This is a genomic window from Nocardioides sp. S-1144, from assembly GCF_005954645.2.
GTDB classification, from domain to species: Bacteria; Actinomycetota; Actinomycetes; order Propionibacteriales; family Nocardioidaceae; genus Nocardioides; species Nocardioides dongxiaopingii.
This window is the reverse complement of sequence record NZ_CP040695.2, coordinates 3,486,060-3,502,850: the sequence shown is the minus strand read 5'-3', so window position 1 is coordinate 3,502,850 and position 16,791 is coordinate 3,486,060. Positions and strand designations below refer to the sequence as shown.

Below are 16,791 nucleotides of genomic sequence, written 5' to 3'. Positions count from 1 at the left end.
GGTTGGACCATGGTCACCCAGGTGCAGCGGGTCGCGGCGTACGCCGTGATCGTGCGCGACGGGCAGATCCTGCTCAGCCGGCTGGCTCCCCGGGTCTCGCGCACCGAGCTGTGGACGCTGCCCGGCGGCGGGCTCGACCACGGCGAGGACCCCCGCGACGCCGTCGTCCGCGAGGTGCACGAGGAGACGGGTCTCGACGTGACGATCGGTGACACCGCGCGCACCTTCTCCCTCCACCTGCCCGACACCTGGCGGCGCGGTCGCCGGGTCGACGCGCACTCGCTGCGGATCGTCTACGAGGGGTGGGTCGCCCTCGACGCGCCCGAGCCGCGCGTGCTGGAGGTCGACGGCTCGACGATCGAGGCGGCCTGGCGGCCGCTCGCCGGCGTCCTCGACGGCACGATCCCGACCGTCTCGCTGGTCAAGGAGGCGCTGGCCGCCCACCGCCCGCGGCGGGTGCAGCGCGTCGCGGCCTACGCCTGGGTGCGCCGGGCGGAGCCGGAGGACGCCGTCCTGCTGACCCGGATCTCGGCCCGCGGACACCACGTCGGCTCCTGGACCCTGCCGGGCGGGGGCATCGACCACGGCGAGCGTCCTCAGGTCGCGCTGGCCCGCGAGGTCGCCGAGGAGTGCGGCCTGGACTGCACGGTCGGCGACGTGCTGGCCGTCGACGACGTCACGATCCGCGGCAACGGCCCGACCGGGCGCGACGAGGACTTCCACGGCGTGCACCTGGTCTTCGCAGCCGAGGTCGCGGACGGCGAGCCGCACGTCGTCGACGTCGACGGCACGACCGACGCCGCCGCGTGGGTGCCGGTGGCCGACATCGAGGCCGGCCGGGTCGACGTGCTCGACGTCGTGCGGACCGCGCTCGCGGCCGGCTGACCGACGGGTCGGTCGGGCGGGTCAGTCGTGCGGGGTCGGACCGACCAGCGGCTCGATCGACCGGGCGAGCGCCGTCAGGTGGTCCGACATCGCCTGCAGCCGGGCCGGCTCGTCGGGGTCGAGCGGCGCGGCGTCGCCGTCGCGCGCGGCGGCCGCCACGATGTCGTGCGCCTCCTGGCGGGCGTGCAGCCGGATGAGGTGGGCGTCGAGCTCGGCCTGGGCGGTGATGACCTCCAGCCGCCGGGCGGTGGCGACCTCGGCGGCCTCGACGTGCCGCTCGTGGGCGGTCTGGAGGGCACGCACCGCGTCGACGACGGCCGTGGCGACGCTGGCGACCGACTCGACGCGGTCGGCGGTGGTGGCCTCGGGCACCGCGGGTGCGGCGCCGTCGTGCTCGGGGGAGGGGCGCTTCACGGCACGACGCAGACGACCGGAGCGGCGCAGGTGGCACCCGGGCGCGCAGCCGTGACGGGCGTCGCGGTGGACGACGATCGGTCGGTGGTGTGAGCAGGCACGTGACATCCCCCGAGTTGCGACGGACTCCCAGTAGGCCACAGGAGTGATGCACAGTTCAACCAGAGGGCGGTAACAATCAGCTCGCGACGTTCCCGACCGACGCCTGGTGGGACCACCGCCCCCGCCCTAGGGTGACCAGGTGACCGAGACCGTGTTCACCTACGCCGCCCCCGCCCTCAAGTTCGGTTCCGGCTCCTCCGCCGAGATCGGGCACGACCTCACCACCTACGGCGCCCGCCGCGTCATCCTGGTGACCGACGCGGGGGTCGCCGCGACCGGCCACCCGGCCCGGATCGCCGACCAGGTCCGGGCGACCGGCATCGAGGTGACGATCTTCGACCGGGCGCACGTGGAGCCGACCGACGAGTCGCTGCAGGAGGCGATCGACTTCGCGCGCGACGCCGGTCCCTTCGACGCGGTCGTCGCCGTCGGCGGCGGGTCGAGCATCGACACCGCGAAGGCGGTCAACCTGCTCACGACCAACCCCGGCGAGCTGCTCGACTACATCAACGCCCCGGTCGGCAGGGCCCAGGCCCCGACCCAGCGGCTGCTGCCGCTCATCGCGGTGCCGACGACCACGGGCACCGGCAGCGAGAGCACGACGATCTGCGTGCTCGACGTGCTGGCGCTCAAGGTCAAGACCGGCATCAGCCACCCCGCGCTGCGCCCGACCCTGGCCGTGGTCGACCCCGCGCTCACCGCGACCCAGCCGACCATGGTCACCGCCGCGGCCGGGATGGACATCCTGTGCCACGCCCTCGAGAGCTACACCGCGCGGTGGTTCGGCGACTTCGACGCCAAGCGCCCCGAGCAGCGGGTGCCCTACTGCGGCGCCAACCCGGTCTCCGACATGTGGTCGGAGCGGTCGATGGGCCTGCTGGCCGGCTCCTTCCGGCGGGCCGTGGCCGGTGGCCAGGGCGACGGCGACGAGCAGCGCCTGGTGCGCGAGGAGATGGCGCTGGCCGCGACGTTCGCGGGCCTCGGGTTCGGCAACGCCGGCGTGCACGTGCCGCACGCGAACGCCTACCCGATCGCGGGCCGGGTGCGCGACTACCGCCCGGCCGGCTACCCCGACGACGAGGCGATCGTGCCCCACGGCATGGCGGTCTCCCTCACCGCGCCCGAGGCGTTCCGGTTCACCTTCGACGCCGCGCCCGAGCGGCACCTGCGCGCGGCCCGGCTGCTCGACCCCGCCGCGGAGGGCTCCGGGCCCGACGTGCTGCCCGGCGTCCTGAGCCGGCTGATGCGCGACATCGGCATCCCCAACGGCCTGGCCGAGGTCGGCTACGTCGACGCCGACGTCGACGTCCTCGTCGAGGGCGCCCTCAAGCAGCAGCGGCTGCTGGCCACCGCCCCGAAGGAGGTCACGCCCGACGACCTGGCCGGGGTGTTCCGCGGGTCGATGGAGCACTGGTGACCCCTCCGGCCCGCCCGTCCTGAGGGACCGACGACGCCGGTCGCGCCGGTCCCGCCGGTCGTCCGTAGGCTGAGGGGATGAACCCGCGGCACCGTCGACTCGTGATCCCGGTGGCGCTGCTGGCCCTGCTGGTGATCGTGGTGGTGGCGGCGGTGCTGAAGTGACCGGCGCGCTCCCCGCCGGCTTCGAGACGGTCCGCGCCGCCCTGCTCGACGACGCCGCGCTGGTCCGGGCCGTGGCCGGCGGACGGCGGCGGGGCACGCAGCCGCGGTGGCGCCGCGTCGAGCTGCGCTACGTCGACCTCAAGGCCGGGCGCCACCTCCAGGTCACCTCCTACGACGCCACCCAGGCCCACACCGCCAACCACGCGGCCGGCCCCGACAGCCACGAGGCCGCCGCCGCGGTCGACGCGCTGCTGGCCGAGCCGTTCGCGACGTGGCACGTCGACACCACCGAGCACACCCACCAGCTGCGGGTCACCAAGCGCGGCGAGGCGCTCGTGCACACGACGTCGCGCGCCGCGCCGGTCGCCGTGGCCCGTGACCACGACCGGGAGAAGCACCGGCTGCTGCCGCCCGACGACCCGATCTTCGCCGCGCTCGGCCTCACCGGCGGCGACGGCCGGGTCAAGCCGAGCCGGATGGCGAAGTACCGCCAGGTCGAGGAGTTCCTGCGCCTGCTCGACGCCACCGTCGCCGAGGCCCGCGCCGGCGGGCACCTGCGCCGCCCGACGCCCGAGGACCCGCTGCGGGTGGTCGACCTCGGCTGCGGCAACGCCTACCTCACCTTCGCCGCCCAGCGCTTCCTCGGCGAGGTGCGCGGCCTGCCGGTCGCGGTCACCGGCGTCGACGTCAAGCAGCAGTCGCGCGAGCACAACACCGCGGTGGCGGCCGGGCTCGGCCTCGACGCCACGTTCGTGGTCGGGACGATCGGCGACGCCGTCCTCGAGCACGACCCGGAGATCGTGCTGGCGCTGCACGCCTGCGACACCGCCACCGACGAGGCGCTCGCCCGCGCCGTCGGGTGGCAGGCGTCGGTGGTGCTGGCCGCGCCCTGCTGCCACCACGACGTCGCCGCCCAGCTGCGCCGCGTCGAGACGCCGGCGCCCTACGGCGAGCTGACCCGGCACGGCATCCTGCGCGAGCGGCTCGCCGACACCCTCACCGACGGCCTGCGCGCCTCGCTGATGCGGCAGCAGGGCTACCGCGTCGACGTCGTCCAGTTCGTGGAGAGCCAGCACACGCCGCGCAACACCATGCTGCGTGCGGTGCGCACCGGTGCGGTGCCCGACGGCGTCCGCGAGGAGTACGACGGGCTGGTCGGTGCCTGGGGCCTCGAGCCGCGCCTGGCCACGCTGCTCGGCTCGTGACGCGGCTCCCGATGACGAGGCTGGCGATGACGAGGCTGCCGGTGACGAGGCTGCTGGGGATCGCCGTCGCCGTGCCGTTCGTGGTCGCGCTGTCGGCCGCGGCGGCGACACCGGAGGCGACCGTCGAGCTCACCTTCACCGACCCCGAGATCGTCGAGTCGAGCGGCCTGGTCGCGCGCGACGGCCTCTTCGTGACGGTCAACGACTCCGGTGACACCGGTCAGGTCTTCACCGTCGACCCGGCCACCGGCGACACGGTGGGCGTGACCACCTGGTCCGGCGACCCCACCGACGTGGAGGCGGTCGCCCCGGCCGGCGACGGCGAGGTGTGGGTCGCCGACATCGGCGACAACCTCGCCGCGCGCCAGCGGGTCACCGTCTCGCGGGTGCCCGTCGGGCGCGGCGACCGCGACGTCGACGTGGTGGCCTACGAGCTCGACTACCCGGGTCCACCGCAGGACGCCGAGACGCTGATGGTCGAGCCGGGCTCGGGTCGCCTGGTCGTCGTCACCAAGGGCGTCTTCGGGGGCGAGGTGTTCGTGGGTCCCGACGTGCTCGACCCCGACGGGCCGAACCCGATGCGCCGGGCCGGCGTCGCGCTCGGGATCGCCACCGACGGCTCGTTCTTCCCCGACGGCCGGCACGTCGTCGTGCGCGGCTACGGCTCCGCGGCCGTCTACACCTGGCCCGGCCTCGACGAGGTCGGCCGCTTCGACCTGCCCGCCCAGCAGCAGGGCGAGGGCATCGCCGTCGACGAGGACGGCGCGGTCTTCGTCAGCTCCGAGGGGATGCGCTCGGACGTGCTGCGCGTCGCGCTGCCGCGCGGCGTCGCCCGGGCGGTCGCGCCCGACCCCACCTCGAGCCCCACGACGCCCGCGAGCCCCACGAGGCCCCCGGCGCCCCCGACGCCCCCGGCGTCCGAACCGGCCGCCGAGGGCGACGGCGTCCGCGAGGCGAACGAGGTCACCGAGGACGCCGCCGGCGAGCGGTCCGCGTGGCCGTGGGCGCTCGGCGGGGTCGTCGGCCTCGTGGCCGTCGTCGCGCTGGTCCGGTCGCTGCGCCCGCGCCCGCGCCCGTAGCGTGGCCGGATGAGGTCGCGACCACTGGTCCCGTTGCTGGCGCTGGTGCTGGGCGGGAGCGCCCTCGCCGTTCCCGCGGGCGATGCCGCCGGGAGCGGCGGCGCTGCTCCGCCGGCGCGCGTCGTCACCGTCCTCCAGGACCCGGCCATCACCGAGTCCAGCGGGCTCGTCGCCCGGCGCAACACCTTCGTGACGGTCAACGACTCCGGCGACGGCGGGCAGGTCTTCACCGTCGACCGCGACGGCGCGACCGTCGGGGTGACGTCGTGGCGACGGCGTCCGGTGGACGTCGAGGCGCTGGCCCCGGCGGGCCGCGGCCGCGTCTGGGTCGGCGACGTCGGCGGCAACGTCGCGGCCCGCACCGGGCTGACGGTCGTGCGGGTGCCCTTCGGCCCCGGCGATCGCCGCGTCCGCCCGCGCCGTTTCGTCCTGCGGCTCCCCGGAGGGCCGGTCGACGTCGAGACGATGATGGTCCGGCCCCGGAGCGGGCGGCTGGTGCTGGTCACCAAGGAGGCCGGCGGGGGCCGGTTCCTGCTGGCACCCCGCACGCTGCGCCGCGACCGCCCGAACCGCCTGGTCGACGCCGGCGCGGCACCGGCCGTCGCCACCGACGGCGCGTTCTTCCCCGACGGACGCCACGTCGTGGTCCGCGGCTACGAGGACGCCGCCGTCTACACCTGGCCCGGGCGCCGGCTGCTCGGCCGGTTCGACCTGCCGGCCCAGCAGCAGGGCGAGGGGATCGCGGTCGGTCGGGACGGCCGGGTCTACCTCAGCAGCGAGGGCGTGCGAGCACCCCTGCTCCGCGTGCGGCTGCCGCGGTGGCTGGCCCGGGCGGTGCGGTCGTAGCGACCAGCCCGCGCGGGTGAGGTCGGCGCCGCGCCGTCGTCCCTAGGGTGGCCCGCGTGGTGCGCTTGAGACGGACGTCGCCCGACCAGGTCGGCTGGACCCGACGCCGGGCCGGCACGGGGTTCGTCTACCTCGACCAGCACGGGGAGCGGCTCGCGCCCGAGGACGCCCAGCGGGTGCGCGACCTGGTGATCCCGCCCGCCTGGAAGGACGTCTGGGTCACCCCGTACGCCAACGGCCACCTGCAGGCCGTCGGCACCGACGACGCCGGCCGGCGCCAGTACCTCTACCACCCGGAGTGGCGGACCCGGCGCGACGCCGAGAAGTTCGAGCGGATGCTGCTGTTCGGCAAGGGGCTGGTCAAGGCGCGCGAGCGGGTGCTCGCCGACCTCGGCCGCGAGGGCATGCCGCTGGAGCGGGCCTGCGCGGCGGCGGTCCGGCTGCTCGACCTCGGCTACTTCCGGATCGGCAACGACGTCTACGCCGACACCCACGGCTCGTTCGGGCTGACCACGCTCGAGCGGCGCCACGTCAAGCGGCACCAGGACCGGCTGGTGTTCACCTTCACCGGCAAGTCGGGGGTCGACCACCGCATCGAGATCGACGACGCGACCGTCGTCGAGGCGATCGAGATCATGCGCCGCCGACGCGCCAAGGACGACCCGGGCCTGATGGCCTACCGCCACGGGCGGTCGTGGCGCTCGATCATCCCCGACCTGGTCAACACCTACGTGCGCGAGACGACGGGTCTCGAGGCGACCGCCAAGGACTTCCGCACCTGGCACGCGACCGTGCTCGCCGCGGCGGCCCTGGCGGAGTCGCCCGAGCCGGGGAAGACGTCGGCGTCGCGCAAGCGCGCGGTGGCCGGCGCGATGCGCGAGGTGTCGGAGTTCCTCGGCAACACCCCGACGCTGGCCCGCTCCTCCTACGTCGACCCGCGGGTGATCGAGGCCTACGAGCGCGGGCTGACGATCCAGCGCACCACGCGACGTCGCTTCGACACCCCCGACGTCCGGCAGGCGGCGCTGGAGCGGGCCACGCTGAAGCTGATCAAGCAGGTCGCCTCGTGAGCGGCCCGTCCCACGCCAGGGTCACCGTCGTCCGGGGCGACATCACCACGCAGCACGTGGACGCCGTCGTGAACGCCGCCAACCGGGCGATGCGGGGCGGGGGCGGCGTCGACGGCGCCATCCACCGCGCCGGCGGTCCGGCGGTGCTCGAGGACTGCCGGCGGCGCTTCCCCGACGGCCTGGCCACCGGCGACGCCGGCTGGACGACGGCCGGGGAGCTGCCGGCCCGCTGGGTGATCCACGTCGTCGGCCCGAACCACCGCGCCGGCGAGACCGACCGGCGCCTGCTCGTCTCCTGCTACGCGCGCGCCCTCGCCGTCGCCGACGAGCTCGGCGCCCGCACCCTCGCCCTCCCGCTCGTCTCCGCCGGCGTCTACGGCTGGCCGCGGGAGGACGCCGTCGCGGCGGCGACCGAGACCCTCCGGTCGACACCGACCTCCGTCACCGAGGCCCGCCTGGTCGCCCTCGACGAGGCGACCCTCGCCCTGGTCGAGGACGCGCTGCGGCGCTAGTCGCGGCCGGGGCCGGTCAGGACAGGTGCTCGACCACCCAGTCGAGGCAGCGGGTGAGGGCCTCGACGTCGGCGGGGTCGACGGCGGGGTACATCGCGACCCGCAGCTGGTTCTGCCCGAGCTTGCGGTAGGGCTCGGTGTCGACGACGCCGTTGGCGCGCAGCACCGCCGCCACCGCGGCGGCGTCGACGGACTCCTCGAAGTTGATCGTGCCGATCACCAGCGAGCGGTGCGCGGGCTCGGCGACGTAGGGACGGGCGAACGACGACGCCTCGGCCCAGCCGTAGAGGGCGTCGGAGGACGCGGTGGTGCGCTCGACCATGCCGGCCAGGCCGCCGTGGGCGTGCATCCAGTCGAGCTGCTCGGCCATCAGGAACAGCGTGGCCACCGACGGCGTGTTGTAGGTCTGGTCCTTGCGGGAGTTGTCGATCGCCGTCGGCAGGTCGAAGAACGCGGGCACGTGGCGCCCGCTCGCGGCGACGGACGCGGCGCGCTCCAGCGCCGCGGGCGACATCAGGGCCAGCCAGAGGCCGCCGTCGGAGGCGAAGGACTTCTGCGGGGCGAAGTAGTAGACGTCGCACTCGGCGACGTCGACGGGCAGCCCGCCGGCCCCCGACGTGGCGTCGACCAGCACCAGCGCGCCGTCGGGCCCCTCGGCGCTCGTGCCGGCTGGCCGGACCACGGGAGCCATCACCGCGGTCGAGGTCTCGTTGTGCGCCCAGGCGTAGACGTCGACGCCGTCCTCGGCGACCGCCACCGGGCGCGAGCCCGGGTCGGCCGCGATGACCGACGGGTCGTCGAGCCACGGCGCCGCCTTCGCCGCGGCGGCGAACTTCGAGGAGAACTCGCCGAAGACCAGGTGCTGGCTGCGCCGCTGCACGAGCCCGTGGGTGGCGACGTCCCAGAAGGCCGTCGCGCCGCCGTTGCCGAGGACGACCTCGTAGCCGTCGGGCAGCGAGAACAGCGCCGAGACGCCCCGGCGCACCCGGCCGACCAGGTCGCGCACGGGCGCCTGACGGTGCGAGGTGCCCATCAGCGAGGCGCCGGTGGCGGCGAGGGCGTCGAGGTGCGCGGGCTGGATCTTCGACGGGCCGGCGCCGAACCGGCCGTCGACGGGCAGCAGGTCGGAGGGGATCCGGAGGGCGTCGGTCACGCTCCCTATCCTGTCAGCGTCCCCCACCGGAGAGAGAGGTCGGCACGTGGCTGAGACCACCGCCGTGCGCATCACCCGCGTCGACTACGGCGATCCCGACGCCGTGCGGCTGGTCGCGGAGGTGCAGCAGGAGTACGTCCGCCGCTACGGCAGCCCCGACGACACCCCGCTCGACCCGCTCATGTTCGTGCCGCCGACCGGGTCGTTCTTCGTGGCCTACGACGACGCCGACGCCGGCCGGCCGGTCGCCACCGGCGCCTGGCGGCGCAGCGACGTCGTCGTCCTCGGCACGGCCCGGACCGCCGAGGTCAAGCGCATGTACGTCGTCGAGTCGGCCCGCGGGCGGGGCCTGGCGCGGCTGGTCCTGGCCCACCTGGAGGCGACCGCGGCCGCCGCCGGCGCCGAGGCACTGGTGCTCGAGACCGGCATCGCCCAGCCCGAGGCCATCGCCCTCTACGAGTCCTCCGGCTACACCCGGGTGCCCGGGTTCGGCCACTACCGCGACTCGCCGTTGAGCCGCTGCTACGGCAAGGACCTGCGGTGCTCCTCCCGGTGAAGGTCGCGCACGGCGTCCGCGACGGCACCGTGTCGCTGGCCTACCGCCGCTGGCGCCGCCAGGACGTCGAGCCCGGCCGGGTCTTCACCACCGTCGCCGGGCTGGTGCGGGTCGAGGACGTCGCCGTCGTCGACCCCGCGGCCATCACCGACGCCGACGCGCTGGCGGCCGGGTGGCCCGACGCCGACCGGCTCCGCGCGCGCCTGGCCGGTGAGGAGTCGTTCCCGACCTACCGGGTGCGCCTGGCGTGGGCGGGGGAGGACCCGCGGATCGCGCTGCGCGAGAGCGCCGACCTCACCGACGACGACGTCGCCGAGCTCGACCGGCGGCTCGAGCGGCTCGACCGGGCGGCCGCCCACGGCCCGTGGACGCTCGCCTACCTCCGGATGATCGGCGAGCGGCCGGAGGTCCGCGCGCCCGACCTCGCGGCGTCGGTGGGTCGCGAGACGGCGCCGTTCAAGATCGACGTCCGCAAGCTGAAGAACCTCGGCCTGACGACCAGCCACGCCGTCGGCTACTCGCTCTCTCCGCGGGGCGCGGCCTACCTGGAGCGCACCCGGCGCTGACCCGGCCCCGGCCGCAGGGGCGGGTCGGCGTGCCGGCGGCGCCGCGCGGCGCCGGCTCAGACGTCGTGGTTCGCGCGCCGGTCCTCGGCCCGGACCTCGTAGCGCACCTCGCCCTGCTCCCAGCCCGGCAGCGGGTCCGCCCACCGACGGACCTCGGTGCCGACGTGGGTGAGCCCGAGCTTCTCCAGCACGCCGCGGGACCCGGCGTTGACGGCCATGGTCTCGGCCCACACCGAGGCCAGGCCGACGGTGTCGAAGGCGTGCGCCAGCAGGGCCCGCGCGCCCTCGGTGGCGTAGCCGCGACCCCACGCGTCGCGGCGCAGCCGGTAGCCGAGCTCGGCGGTCGTCGGGTCGTCGTCGACGCCGAGGCTCCACCACCCGAGGAACCGACCGGGCTCGTCGGTGGCGTCGTGGCCGACCCAGTAGCCCAGGGCGCGCGCGTCGGCGTCCGGGCGGGTCCGCCTCGCCATCCAGGTGCCGACGACCTCCTCGCGGCTCAGGGCCCGGCCCCAGATGTGGCGCAGCACCTCGGGGTCGGAGTCGAGCCCGACCAGCAGGTCGGTGTGCTCGAGCGTCAGCGGCTCGAGCACGATGCGCGCGGTGCGCAGCGTCGGGCGGGTCAGCCGGCCCACTCGGCGTTCCAGCCGTCGACCTCGTCGGCCTGGCGGGCCGCGGGGCCGGTGTAGACGGCGGAGGGGCGGATCAGGCGGCCGGTGCGCTTCTGCTCGAGGATGTGCGCGGACCACCCGCCGGTGCGGGCACAGGTGAACATCGAGGTGAACATGTGCGCCGGGACCTCGGCGAAGTCGAGGACGATCGCGGCCCAGAACTCGACGTTGGTCTCCAGGACGCGGTCGGGACGACGCTCGCGCAGCTCCTTCAGCGCGGCCTGCTCGAGCGCCTCGGCGACGGCGTAGCGCGGGGCGTCGAGCTCCTTGGCCGTGCGGCGCAGCACGCGGGCGCGCGGGTCCTCGGCGCGGTAGACACGGTGGCCGAAGCCCATCAGCCGCTCGCCGGAGTCGAGCAGGCCCTTGACGTAGGCCGTGGCGTCGCCGGACCTCTCGACCGCCTCGATCATGGTCAGCACGCGGGCCGGGGCGCCGCCGTGCAGCGGGCCGCTCATCGCGCCGATGGCGCCGGAGAACGCGGCGGCGACGTCGGCGCCGGTGGAGGTGATGACGCGGGCGGTGAAGGTGGAGGCGTTCATGCCGTGCTCGGCCGCCGAGCTCCAGTAGGCGTCGATCGCGTGCGCGTGCTGCGGGTCGGCCTCGCCCTTCCAGCGGATGAGGAACTTCTCCGCGAGGGTGGAGCCCTCGTCGACGACCCGCTGCGGGACGACGGCCTGGGTCAGGCCGCGCGCGGACTGGGCGGCGTAGGAGAGGACCATCACGGCGAGCCGGCCGATGTCCTCGCGCGCCTGCTCGTCGCTGATGTCGTAGGTCTGGCCGAAGCCGAAGGCCGGGGCGAGCATCGCGACCGCGGCCTGGACGTCGACGCGGACGTCGCCGGTGTGCACCGGGAGGTTGTAGGGCTCCGCCGGCGCGAGACCCGGGGTGTAGGCGCCGTCGATGAGCAGGCCCCAGACGTTCTCGAACGGGACGCGACCGACGATGTCCTCGATGTCGACGCCGCGGTAGCGCAGCGCCGAGCCCTCCTTGTCGGGCTCCGCGATCTCCGTCTCGAAGGCGACGACACCCTCGAGTCCGTGGTGTACCTCGGTCATGCTCGCTCCTTCGCGACGGGGGACCACGGGTGGGTGGTCCGCCGACGCATTCTGCCGCACTACCGTCGGGGCATGGCCGACGCCTCCGCAGACGACATCCGCGCCCTCCGCCACGAGTACGCCGCGGGTGGCCTCGTCGAGGCCGACCTCGCCCCCGACCCGGTGACGATGTTCGGGCGCTGGTTCGCCGAGGCCCGCGACTCCGGCATCCACGAGCCGAACGCGATGGTGGTGGCCACCGTGGCGCCGTCCGGGCAGCCGTCGTCGCGGTTCGTGCTGCTCAAGGGCTACGGCGACGACGGCTTCCGCTTCTTCACCAACACCGCCTCCCGCAAGGGCGAGGACCTCGCGGCCGAGCCGCGCTGCGCCCTGCTCTTCCCCTGGCACCCGCTCGAGCGGCAGGTGCGCGTCGAGGGGGTCGCCACGCCGCTGCCGCCGGCCGACGTCGCGGCGTACTTCGCCGTGCGCCCGCGCGGCTCCCAGCTCGGCGCCTGGGCCTCGCACCAGTCGCGGGTCGTCACCGGGCGCGAGGAGCTGGCGGCGTCCTACGACGAGGTCGAGGCACGCTTCGCCGACCTCCCCGACGACGCCGTCCCGGTGCCGGAGGAGTGGGGCGGCTACCTGGTCCGGCCCGAGGTCGTGGAGTTCTGGCAGGGTCGCCCGGGCCGGATGCACGACCGCCTCGTCTACCGCCGCTCCGCCGACTCCACCGACCCCGGCGGCCCCGGTGGGTGGACGACCGAGCGGCTGGCCCCCTGAGCGGGGGTCCGGCGCTCAGCCACGGAAATCCCTTGGTGAGTGAGTACTCACTCACTATGCTGCCCGGGTGAGGACACGAGCCCGGGCGATGGCGCCCGACGAGAGGCGCGAGGTGCTGGTCGACGCCACGCTGCGCCTGCTGCGCGAGCACGGCCGGCAGGTGACGACGCGCCAGATCGCCGAGGCGGCCGGGGTCGCCGAGGGGACGATCTTCCGGGTCGTCGACTCGAAGGACGAGCTCGTCGACGCCGCGATCGCCCGGGCCTTCGAGCCCGGTGACCTGGTGGCGCGGATCGAGGAGATCGACCCGGACCTGCCGCTGCGCGAGCGGCTGGTGCTGCTGGTCTCGATCTTCCAGCAGCGCTTCCGTGCGACGTTCTCGCTGATGCGCCAGGTCGGCCTGGTCGGCCCGCCGCACCACGACTCCGCCGACCACCAGGCCTGGCGGGCCCGGCTCGAGGAGCTCGTCGCCGGCGTCGTCGGGGACGACGAGGAGTTCACCGAGCCGGTCGACCACGTCGCCCACGTCCTGCGGCTGCTCACCTTCGCCGGCAGCCACGAGCTCATCGCCGACGGCCGGCTGCTCACCCCCGAGCAGGTCGTCGACACCGTCCTGGTCGGCCTGAGGAGGGCACCGGCATGCTGATCCGCCTGCTCCGCGAACGCCTCGGCGCCTACCGGGGCTGGGTGGCGGCCGTCGTGGTCCTCCAGCTCCTCAGCGTGCTGGCGATGCTCTACCTGCCGAGCCTCAACGCCCGGATCATCGACGAGGGCATCGCCGTCGGCGACACCGGCACCATCCTGCGCCTCGGCGCCACGATGCTGGCGGTCTCGCTGGTGCAGATCGTCGGCTCGGTCGGCGCCGCCTGGTACGGCGCCCGCACGGCCATGGCGTTCGGCCGCGACCTGCGCGCCGACCTCTTCGCGCGGGTCGGCACCTTCTCCACCCGCGAGCTGCAGCACTTCGGGGCGCCGTCGCTCATCACCCGCGGCACCAACGACGTCACCCAGGTGCAGATGCTCGTGCTGATGGCCTGCCTGATCGCGGCGTCCTCGCCGATCATGATGGTCGGCGGCGTCGTGATGGCGCTGCGCGAGGACGCCGGCCTCGGCTGGATCCTCGCCGTCGTCGTGCCCGCCCTGTTCGTGGCGGTCGGGTTCGTGATCTCGCGGATGGTGCCGAGCTTCCGGTTGATGCAGGGCCGCATCGACGAGGTCAACCGGGTGCTGCGCGAGCAGATCACCGGCATCCGCGTCGTGCGCGCCTTCGTCCGCGAGCCGTACGAGGCCGAGCGCTTCGGCCGCGCCAACGACGACCTCACCGAGGTCGCCGTCCGGGCCGGCCGCTGGCTGGCCACGATGTTCCCGCTGGTGATGCTGATCGTGAACGTCGCCAGCGTGGCCGTCATCTGGTTCGGCGGGCACCGCGTCGACGACGGCCAGATGGGCGTCGGCGCCCTCACCGCGTTCCTGAGCTACCTCATGCAGATCCTGATGTCGATCATGATGGCCACGTTCATGCTCATGCAGGTCCCGCGCTCGGCGGTGTGCGCCGACCGGATCGTCGAGGTCCTCGACACCGACACCTCCGTGGTGGTGGCCACCGAGCCCGTCGCCCCCGACCCCGCCCGTCGCGGCGAGCTCGACCTGGACGCCGTCACCTTCGCCTACCCCGGCGCCGACGAGCCCGTGCTCGCCGAGGTCTCGCTCCGCGCGCGGCCGGGCCAGACGGTCGCCGTCATCGGCTCCACCGGGGCCGGCAAGACGACCCTGGTCAACCTCGTCCCGCGCCTGTTTGACGCGACGTCCGGCACGGTGCGGGTCGCCGGCGTCGACGTCCGCGACCTCGACCCGGCGCTGCTGTGGGAGCAGATCGGGCTGGTCCCGCAGCGCGGCTACCTGTTCTCCGGCACGGTGCGCTCCAACCTCCGCCACGGCCGGGCCGACGCCACCGACGAGGAGATCTGGACCGCGCTCGACGTCGCCCAGGCGCGCGACTTCGTCGCGGCGTTGCCCGAGGGGCTCGACGCGCCCGTCGCGCAGGGCGGCACGAACTTCTCCGGCGGCCAGCGCCAGCGCCTGGCCATCGCCCGCGCCGTCGTGCGGCGACCGGGCATCTACCTCTTCGACGACTCCTTCTCGGCCCTCGACCTCGCCACCGACGCCCGGCTCCGCGCCGCGCTCGCCCCGGTGACCACCGAGGCGACCGTCGTCGTGGTCGCCCAGCGCGTCTCGACCATCCGCGACGCCGACGAGATCCTGGTGCTCGAGGACGGCCGCGTCGTCGGCCGCGGCACCCACGACGACCTGCTCGCCGGGTGCGGGACCTACCAGGAGATCGTCGCGTCCCAGCTGTCGGCCGAGGAGGTGGGCGCCCGATGAGCGAGCAGACCCCGGGCAGGGCCCAGGAGTTCAAGGCCACCGAGCGCATCGAGGCCCCCGCCGGCGGGCCCGGTCGCGGCCCCATGGGGGGCGGCATGGTCGGCCAGAAGGCGATGGACTTCGGGCCGTCGGCCCGGCGGCTGCTGACCCGGCTGACCCCCGACCGGTGGCCGACCGTCGCCGTGGCGGTGCTGACCGTCGCCTCCGTCGTGCTGGTGTCGATCGGGCCGCGGATCCTCGGCCACGCCACCGACCTCGTGTTCAACGGCTTCATCGGCCGCCAGTTCCCGGCCGGCACGCCCGACGCCGAGCTGCCCGACGCCGTCCGCGGGCAGGGCGTCGTGGCCGGCGAGGGCGTCGACTTCGGCGCCGTCGGCCAGGTGCTGCTGTGTGGGTCCTGGCCCTGTACGCCGTCGCCGCGCTCGTCGGGTGGCTGGCCGGGTACGTCCTCAACGGCGTCGTCCAGCGCACCGTGCGGCGGATGCGCCAGGACGTCGAGGAGAAGATCAACCGGGCTCCCGCTCGGCTACTTCGACCGGTCGCCGCGCGGCGAGCTCCTGAGCCGCGTCACCAACGACATCGACAACATCTCCACGACCCTGCAGCAGACGATGAGCCAGCTCCTCACCTCGCTCACCACGGTGGTCGCGGTGCTGGCGATGATGTTCTGGATCTCGCCGCTGCTCGCGCTGGTCGCCCTGGTCAGCGTGCCGCTGTCGCTGCTGGTGACCCGGGCGATCATGAGGCGCTCCCAGGGCCAGTTCGTGGCCCAGTGGCGCCGGACCGGCACCCTCAACGCCCACATCGAGGAGACCTTCAGCGGGCACGCGCTGGTCAAGGTGTTCGGCCGGCAGCACGAGGTCGAGACCGAGTTCGCCCGCCAGAACGACGAGCTCTACGACGTCAGCTTCCGCGCGCAGTTCGTGAGCGGGCTGATCATGCCCTCGATGATGTTCATCGGGAACCTCAACTACGTCGTCGTCGCCGTCATCGGCGCGCTGCGCGTGGCCAGCGGCTCGCTGACGCTGGGCGAGGTCCAGGCCTTCGTGCAGTACACGCGCCAGTTCACCCAGCCGCTGACCCAGGTGGCCTCGATGGCCAACCTGCTGCAGTCGGGCGTCGCCTCGGCCGAGCGGGTCTTCGAGCTCCTGGACGCCGACGAGGAGGTCCCGGACGCCGAGCCCACCGCGGCCGGCGTCGTCACCCGCGGCGAGGTCGCCTTCGAGCACGTCAGCTTCGCCTACGACGCCGACCGCCCGCTGATCACCGACCTCTCGCTGGTCGCGCGGCCGGGCCAGACGGTGGCCATCGTCGGGCCGACCGGGGCCGGCAAGACCACCCTGGTCAACCTGGTGATGCGCTTCTACGAGCTCGACGGCGGCCGGATCACCATCGACGGCGTCGACGTCACCGCGCTCCCCCGCGCCGCGCTGCGCGGCCGGATCGGCATGGTGCTCCAGGACACCTGGCTCTTCGGGGGCACGATCCGCGACAACATCGCCTACGGCCGCCCCGGCGCGAGCGAGGACGACGTCCTCGCGGCCGCGCGGGCCACGTTCGTCGACCGGTTCGTGCACTCGCTGCCCGAGGGCTACGACACCGTGGTCGACGAGGAGGGGTCGAACCTGTCCGCCGGCGAGCGGCAGCTCGTCACGATCGCCCGGGCCTTCCTGACCGACCCCGCCCTGCTCATCCTCGACGAGGCCACGAGCTCGGTCGACACCCGCACCGAGCTGCTCGTGCAGCAGGCGATGGCCGCGCTGCGCAGCGACCGGACGTCGTTCGTGATCGCCCACCGGCTCTCCACGATCCGCGACGCCGACCTCATCCTGGTCATGGAGGACGGGGCCATCGTCGAGCAGGGCACGCACGCCGACCTGCTGGCCGTCGGGGGCGCCTACGCCCGGCTGTACCAGTCGCAGTTCGCGGCCGCCGTCCACGAGTGAGGCCCGGCCCCG

At 74.6% G+C, this 16,791-nt stretch carries 16 protein-coding genes and 1 pseudogene; 13 read left to right on the top strand and 4 right to left on the bottom strand.

What is annotated here, in order from left to right; all coding sequences use genetic code 11:
- The first annotated feature begins 9 nt into the window (after positions 1 to 9).
- On the top strand, positions 10 to 885 hold the full coding sequence (locus FE634_RS16455; RefSeq protein WP_138876516.1) for an NUDIX domain-containing protein: 876 nt from the start codon (positions 10 to 12) through the stop codon (positions 883 to 885).
- A 21-nt stretch (positions 886 to 906) separates the two neighbouring features.
- Here FE634_RS16455 and FE634_RS16450 read toward each other — a convergent pair whose 3' ends face one another.
- The gene (locus FE634_RS16450) at positions 907 to 1,299 is read right to left on the bottom strand and encodes a hypothetical protein (RefSeq protein ID WP_138876515.1); all 393 of its coding nucleotides are present in this window, start codon (positions 1,297 to 1,299) and stop codon (positions 907 to 909) included.
- A 241-nt stretch (positions 1,300 to 1,540) separates the two neighbouring features.
- Between FE634_RS16450 and FE634_RS16445 the strand changes: the two genes are divergently transcribed.
- The 6 genes from FE634_RS16445 (at position 1,541) to FE634_RS16420 (ending at position 7,694) form a co-directional block, all read left to right on the top strand.
- On the top strand, positions 1,541 to 2,818 hold the full coding sequence (locus tag FE634_RS16445; RefSeq protein ID WP_137294344.1) for a hydroxyacid-oxoacid transhydrogenase: 1,278 nt from the start codon (positions 1,541 to 1,543) through the stop codon (positions 2,816 to 2,818).
- Positions 2,819 to 2,978: 160 nt separating this feature from the next.
- Entirely contained in the window at positions 2,979 to 4,187 is a 1,209-nt protein-coding gene (locus FE634_RS16440; RefSeq protein WP_138876514.1) for a class I SAM-dependent methyltransferase, read from the top strand.
- A 26-nt stretch (positions 4,188 to 4,213) separates the two neighbouring features.
- Positions 4,214 to 5,266 carry an SMP-30/gluconolactonase/LRE family protein gene (locus FE634_RS16435; RefSeq protein ID WP_148240782.1) on the top strand — a complete coding sequence of 351 codons (1,053 nt, stop codon included), beginning with the start codon at positions 4,214 to 4,216 and terminating at the stop codon, positions 5,264 to 5,266.
- 9 nt (positions 5,267 to 5,275) lie between these two features.
- Entirely contained in the window at positions 5,276 to 6,112 is an 837-nt protein-coding gene (locus tag FE634_RS16430; protein WP_138876512.1) for an SdiA-regulated/phytase-like domain-containing protein, read from the top strand.
- Between the two features lie 56 nt (positions 6,113 to 6,168).
- Complete coding sequence (locus FE634_RS16425) at positions 6,169 to 7,182, top strand: DNA topoisomerase IB (RefSeq protein ID WP_137294341.1); 1,014 nt, start codon at positions 6,169 to 6,171, stop codon at positions 7,180 to 7,182.
- Positions 7,179 to 7,694 (top strand): O-acetyl-ADP-ribose deacetylase, encoded by a 516-nt coding sequence (locus tag FE634_RS16420; RefSeq protein ID WP_138876511.1) that lies wholly within the window; start codon positions 7,179 to 7,181, stop codon positions 7,692 to 7,694. The genes FE634_RS16425 and FE634_RS16420 overlap by 4 nt, the downstream gene beginning before the upstream one ends.
- 16 nt (positions 7,695 to 7,710) lie before the next feature.
- On the opposite strand, the gene serC is transcribed toward FE634_RS16420, so the two are convergent.
- Positions 7,711 to 8,847 carry a phosphoserine transaminase gene (gene serC, locus FE634_RS16415; protein WP_187366733.1) on the bottom strand — a complete coding sequence of 379 codons (1,137 nt, stop codon included), beginning with the start codon at positions 8,845 to 8,847 and terminating at the stop codon, positions 7,711 to 7,713.
- A gap of 46 nt (positions 8,848 to 8,893) precedes the next feature.
- Here serC and FE634_RS16410 point away from each other — a divergent pair, with 46 nt between their 5' ends.
- Both FE634_RS16410 and FE634_RS16405 read left to right on the top strand, forming a co-directional pair.
- The gene (locus FE634_RS16410) at positions 8,894 to 9,403 is read left to right on the top strand and encodes a GNAT family N-acetyltransferase (protein ID WP_137294338.1); all 510 of its coding nucleotides are present in this window, start codon (positions 8,894 to 8,896) and stop codon (positions 9,401 to 9,403) included.
- Entirely contained in the window at positions 9,388 to 9,969 is a 582-nt protein-coding gene (locus FE634_RS16405) for a hypothetical protein (protein WP_137294337.1), read from the top strand. Before FE634_RS16410 ends, FE634_RS16405 begins: the two co-directional genes overlap by 16 nt.
- A 56-nt stretch (positions 9,970 to 10,025) precedes the next feature.
- Here the strand turns inward: FE634_RS16405 and FE634_RS16400 are convergent, their stop codons facing one another.
- Both FE634_RS16400 and FE634_RS16395 read right to left on the bottom strand, forming a co-directional pair.
- The gene (locus FE634_RS16400; RefSeq protein ID WP_222847603.1) at positions 10,026 to 10,601 is read right to left on the bottom strand and encodes a GNAT family N-acetyltransferase; all 576 of its coding nucleotides are present in this window, start codon (positions 10,599 to 10,601) and stop codon (positions 10,026 to 10,028) included.
- Positions 10,589 to 11,692, bottom strand: a complete 1,104-nt coding sequence (locus tag FE634_RS16395; protein ID WP_138876510.1) for a citrate synthase 2 — start codon at positions 11,690 to 11,692, stop codon at positions 10,589 to 10,591. Before FE634_RS16395 ends, FE634_RS16400 begins: the two co-directional genes overlap by 13 nt.
- A gap of 72 nt (positions 11,693 to 11,764) precedes the next feature.
- Between FE634_RS16395 and pdxH the strand changes: the two genes are divergently transcribed.
- From pdxH to FE634_RS16375, 4 genes and pseudogenes are all read left to right on the top strand, one after another.
- On the top strand, positions 11,765 to 12,451 hold the full coding sequence (pdxH, locus tag FE634_RS16390; protein WP_138876509.1) for a pyridoxamine 5'-phosphate oxidase: 687 nt from the start codon (positions 11,765 to 11,767) through the stop codon (positions 12,449 to 12,451).
- A gap of 67 nt (positions 12,452 to 12,518) precedes the next feature.
- Complete coding sequence (locus FE634_RS16385; RefSeq protein WP_137294334.1) at positions 12,519 to 13,097, top strand: TetR/AcrR family transcriptional regulator; 579 nt, start codon at positions 12,519 to 12,521, stop codon at positions 13,095 to 13,097.
- Complete coding sequence (locus FE634_RS16380) at positions 13,091 to 14,833, top strand: ABC transporter ATP-binding protein (RefSeq protein ID WP_137294333.1); 1,743 nt, start codon at positions 13,091 to 13,093, stop codon at positions 14,831 to 14,833. Before FE634_RS16385 ends, FE634_RS16380 begins: the two co-directional genes overlap by 7 nt.
- Positions 14,830 to 16,779, top strand: a pseudogene (locus FE634_RS16375) (ABC transporter ATP-binding protein). The gene FE634_RS16380 and the pseudogene FE634_RS16375 overlap by 4 nt, the downstream one beginning before the upstream one ends.
- Positions 16,780 to 16,791 lie beyond the last annotated feature (12 nt).

Bases quoted from the DNA above. Each gene is read 5' to 3' on its own strand.
- FE634_RS16455 (WP_138876516.1), top strand. From the start codon at position 10: ATGGTCACCCAGGTGCAGCGGGTCGCGGCGTACGCCGTGATCGTGCGC.
- FE634_RS16435 (WP_148240782.1), top strand. From the start codon at position 4,214: ATGACGAGGCTGCCGGTGACGAGGCTGCTGGGGATCGCCGTCGCCGTG.
- FE634_RS16430 (WP_138876512.1), top strand. From the start codon at position 5,276: ATGAGGTCGCGACCACTGGTCCCGTTGCTGGCGCTGGTGCTGGGCGGG.
- FE634_RS16395 (WP_138876510.1), bottom strand. From the start codon at position 11,692: ATGACCGAGGTACACCACGGACTCGAGGGTGTCGTCGCCTTCGAGACG.
- pdxH (WP_138876509.1), top strand. From the start codon at position 11,765: ATGGCCGACGCCTCCGCAGACGACATCCGCGCCCTCCGCCACGAGTAC.
- FE634_RS16380 (WP_137294333.1), top strand. From the start codon at position 13,091: ATGCTGATCCGCCTGCTCCGCGAACGCCTCGGCGCCTACCGGGGCTGG.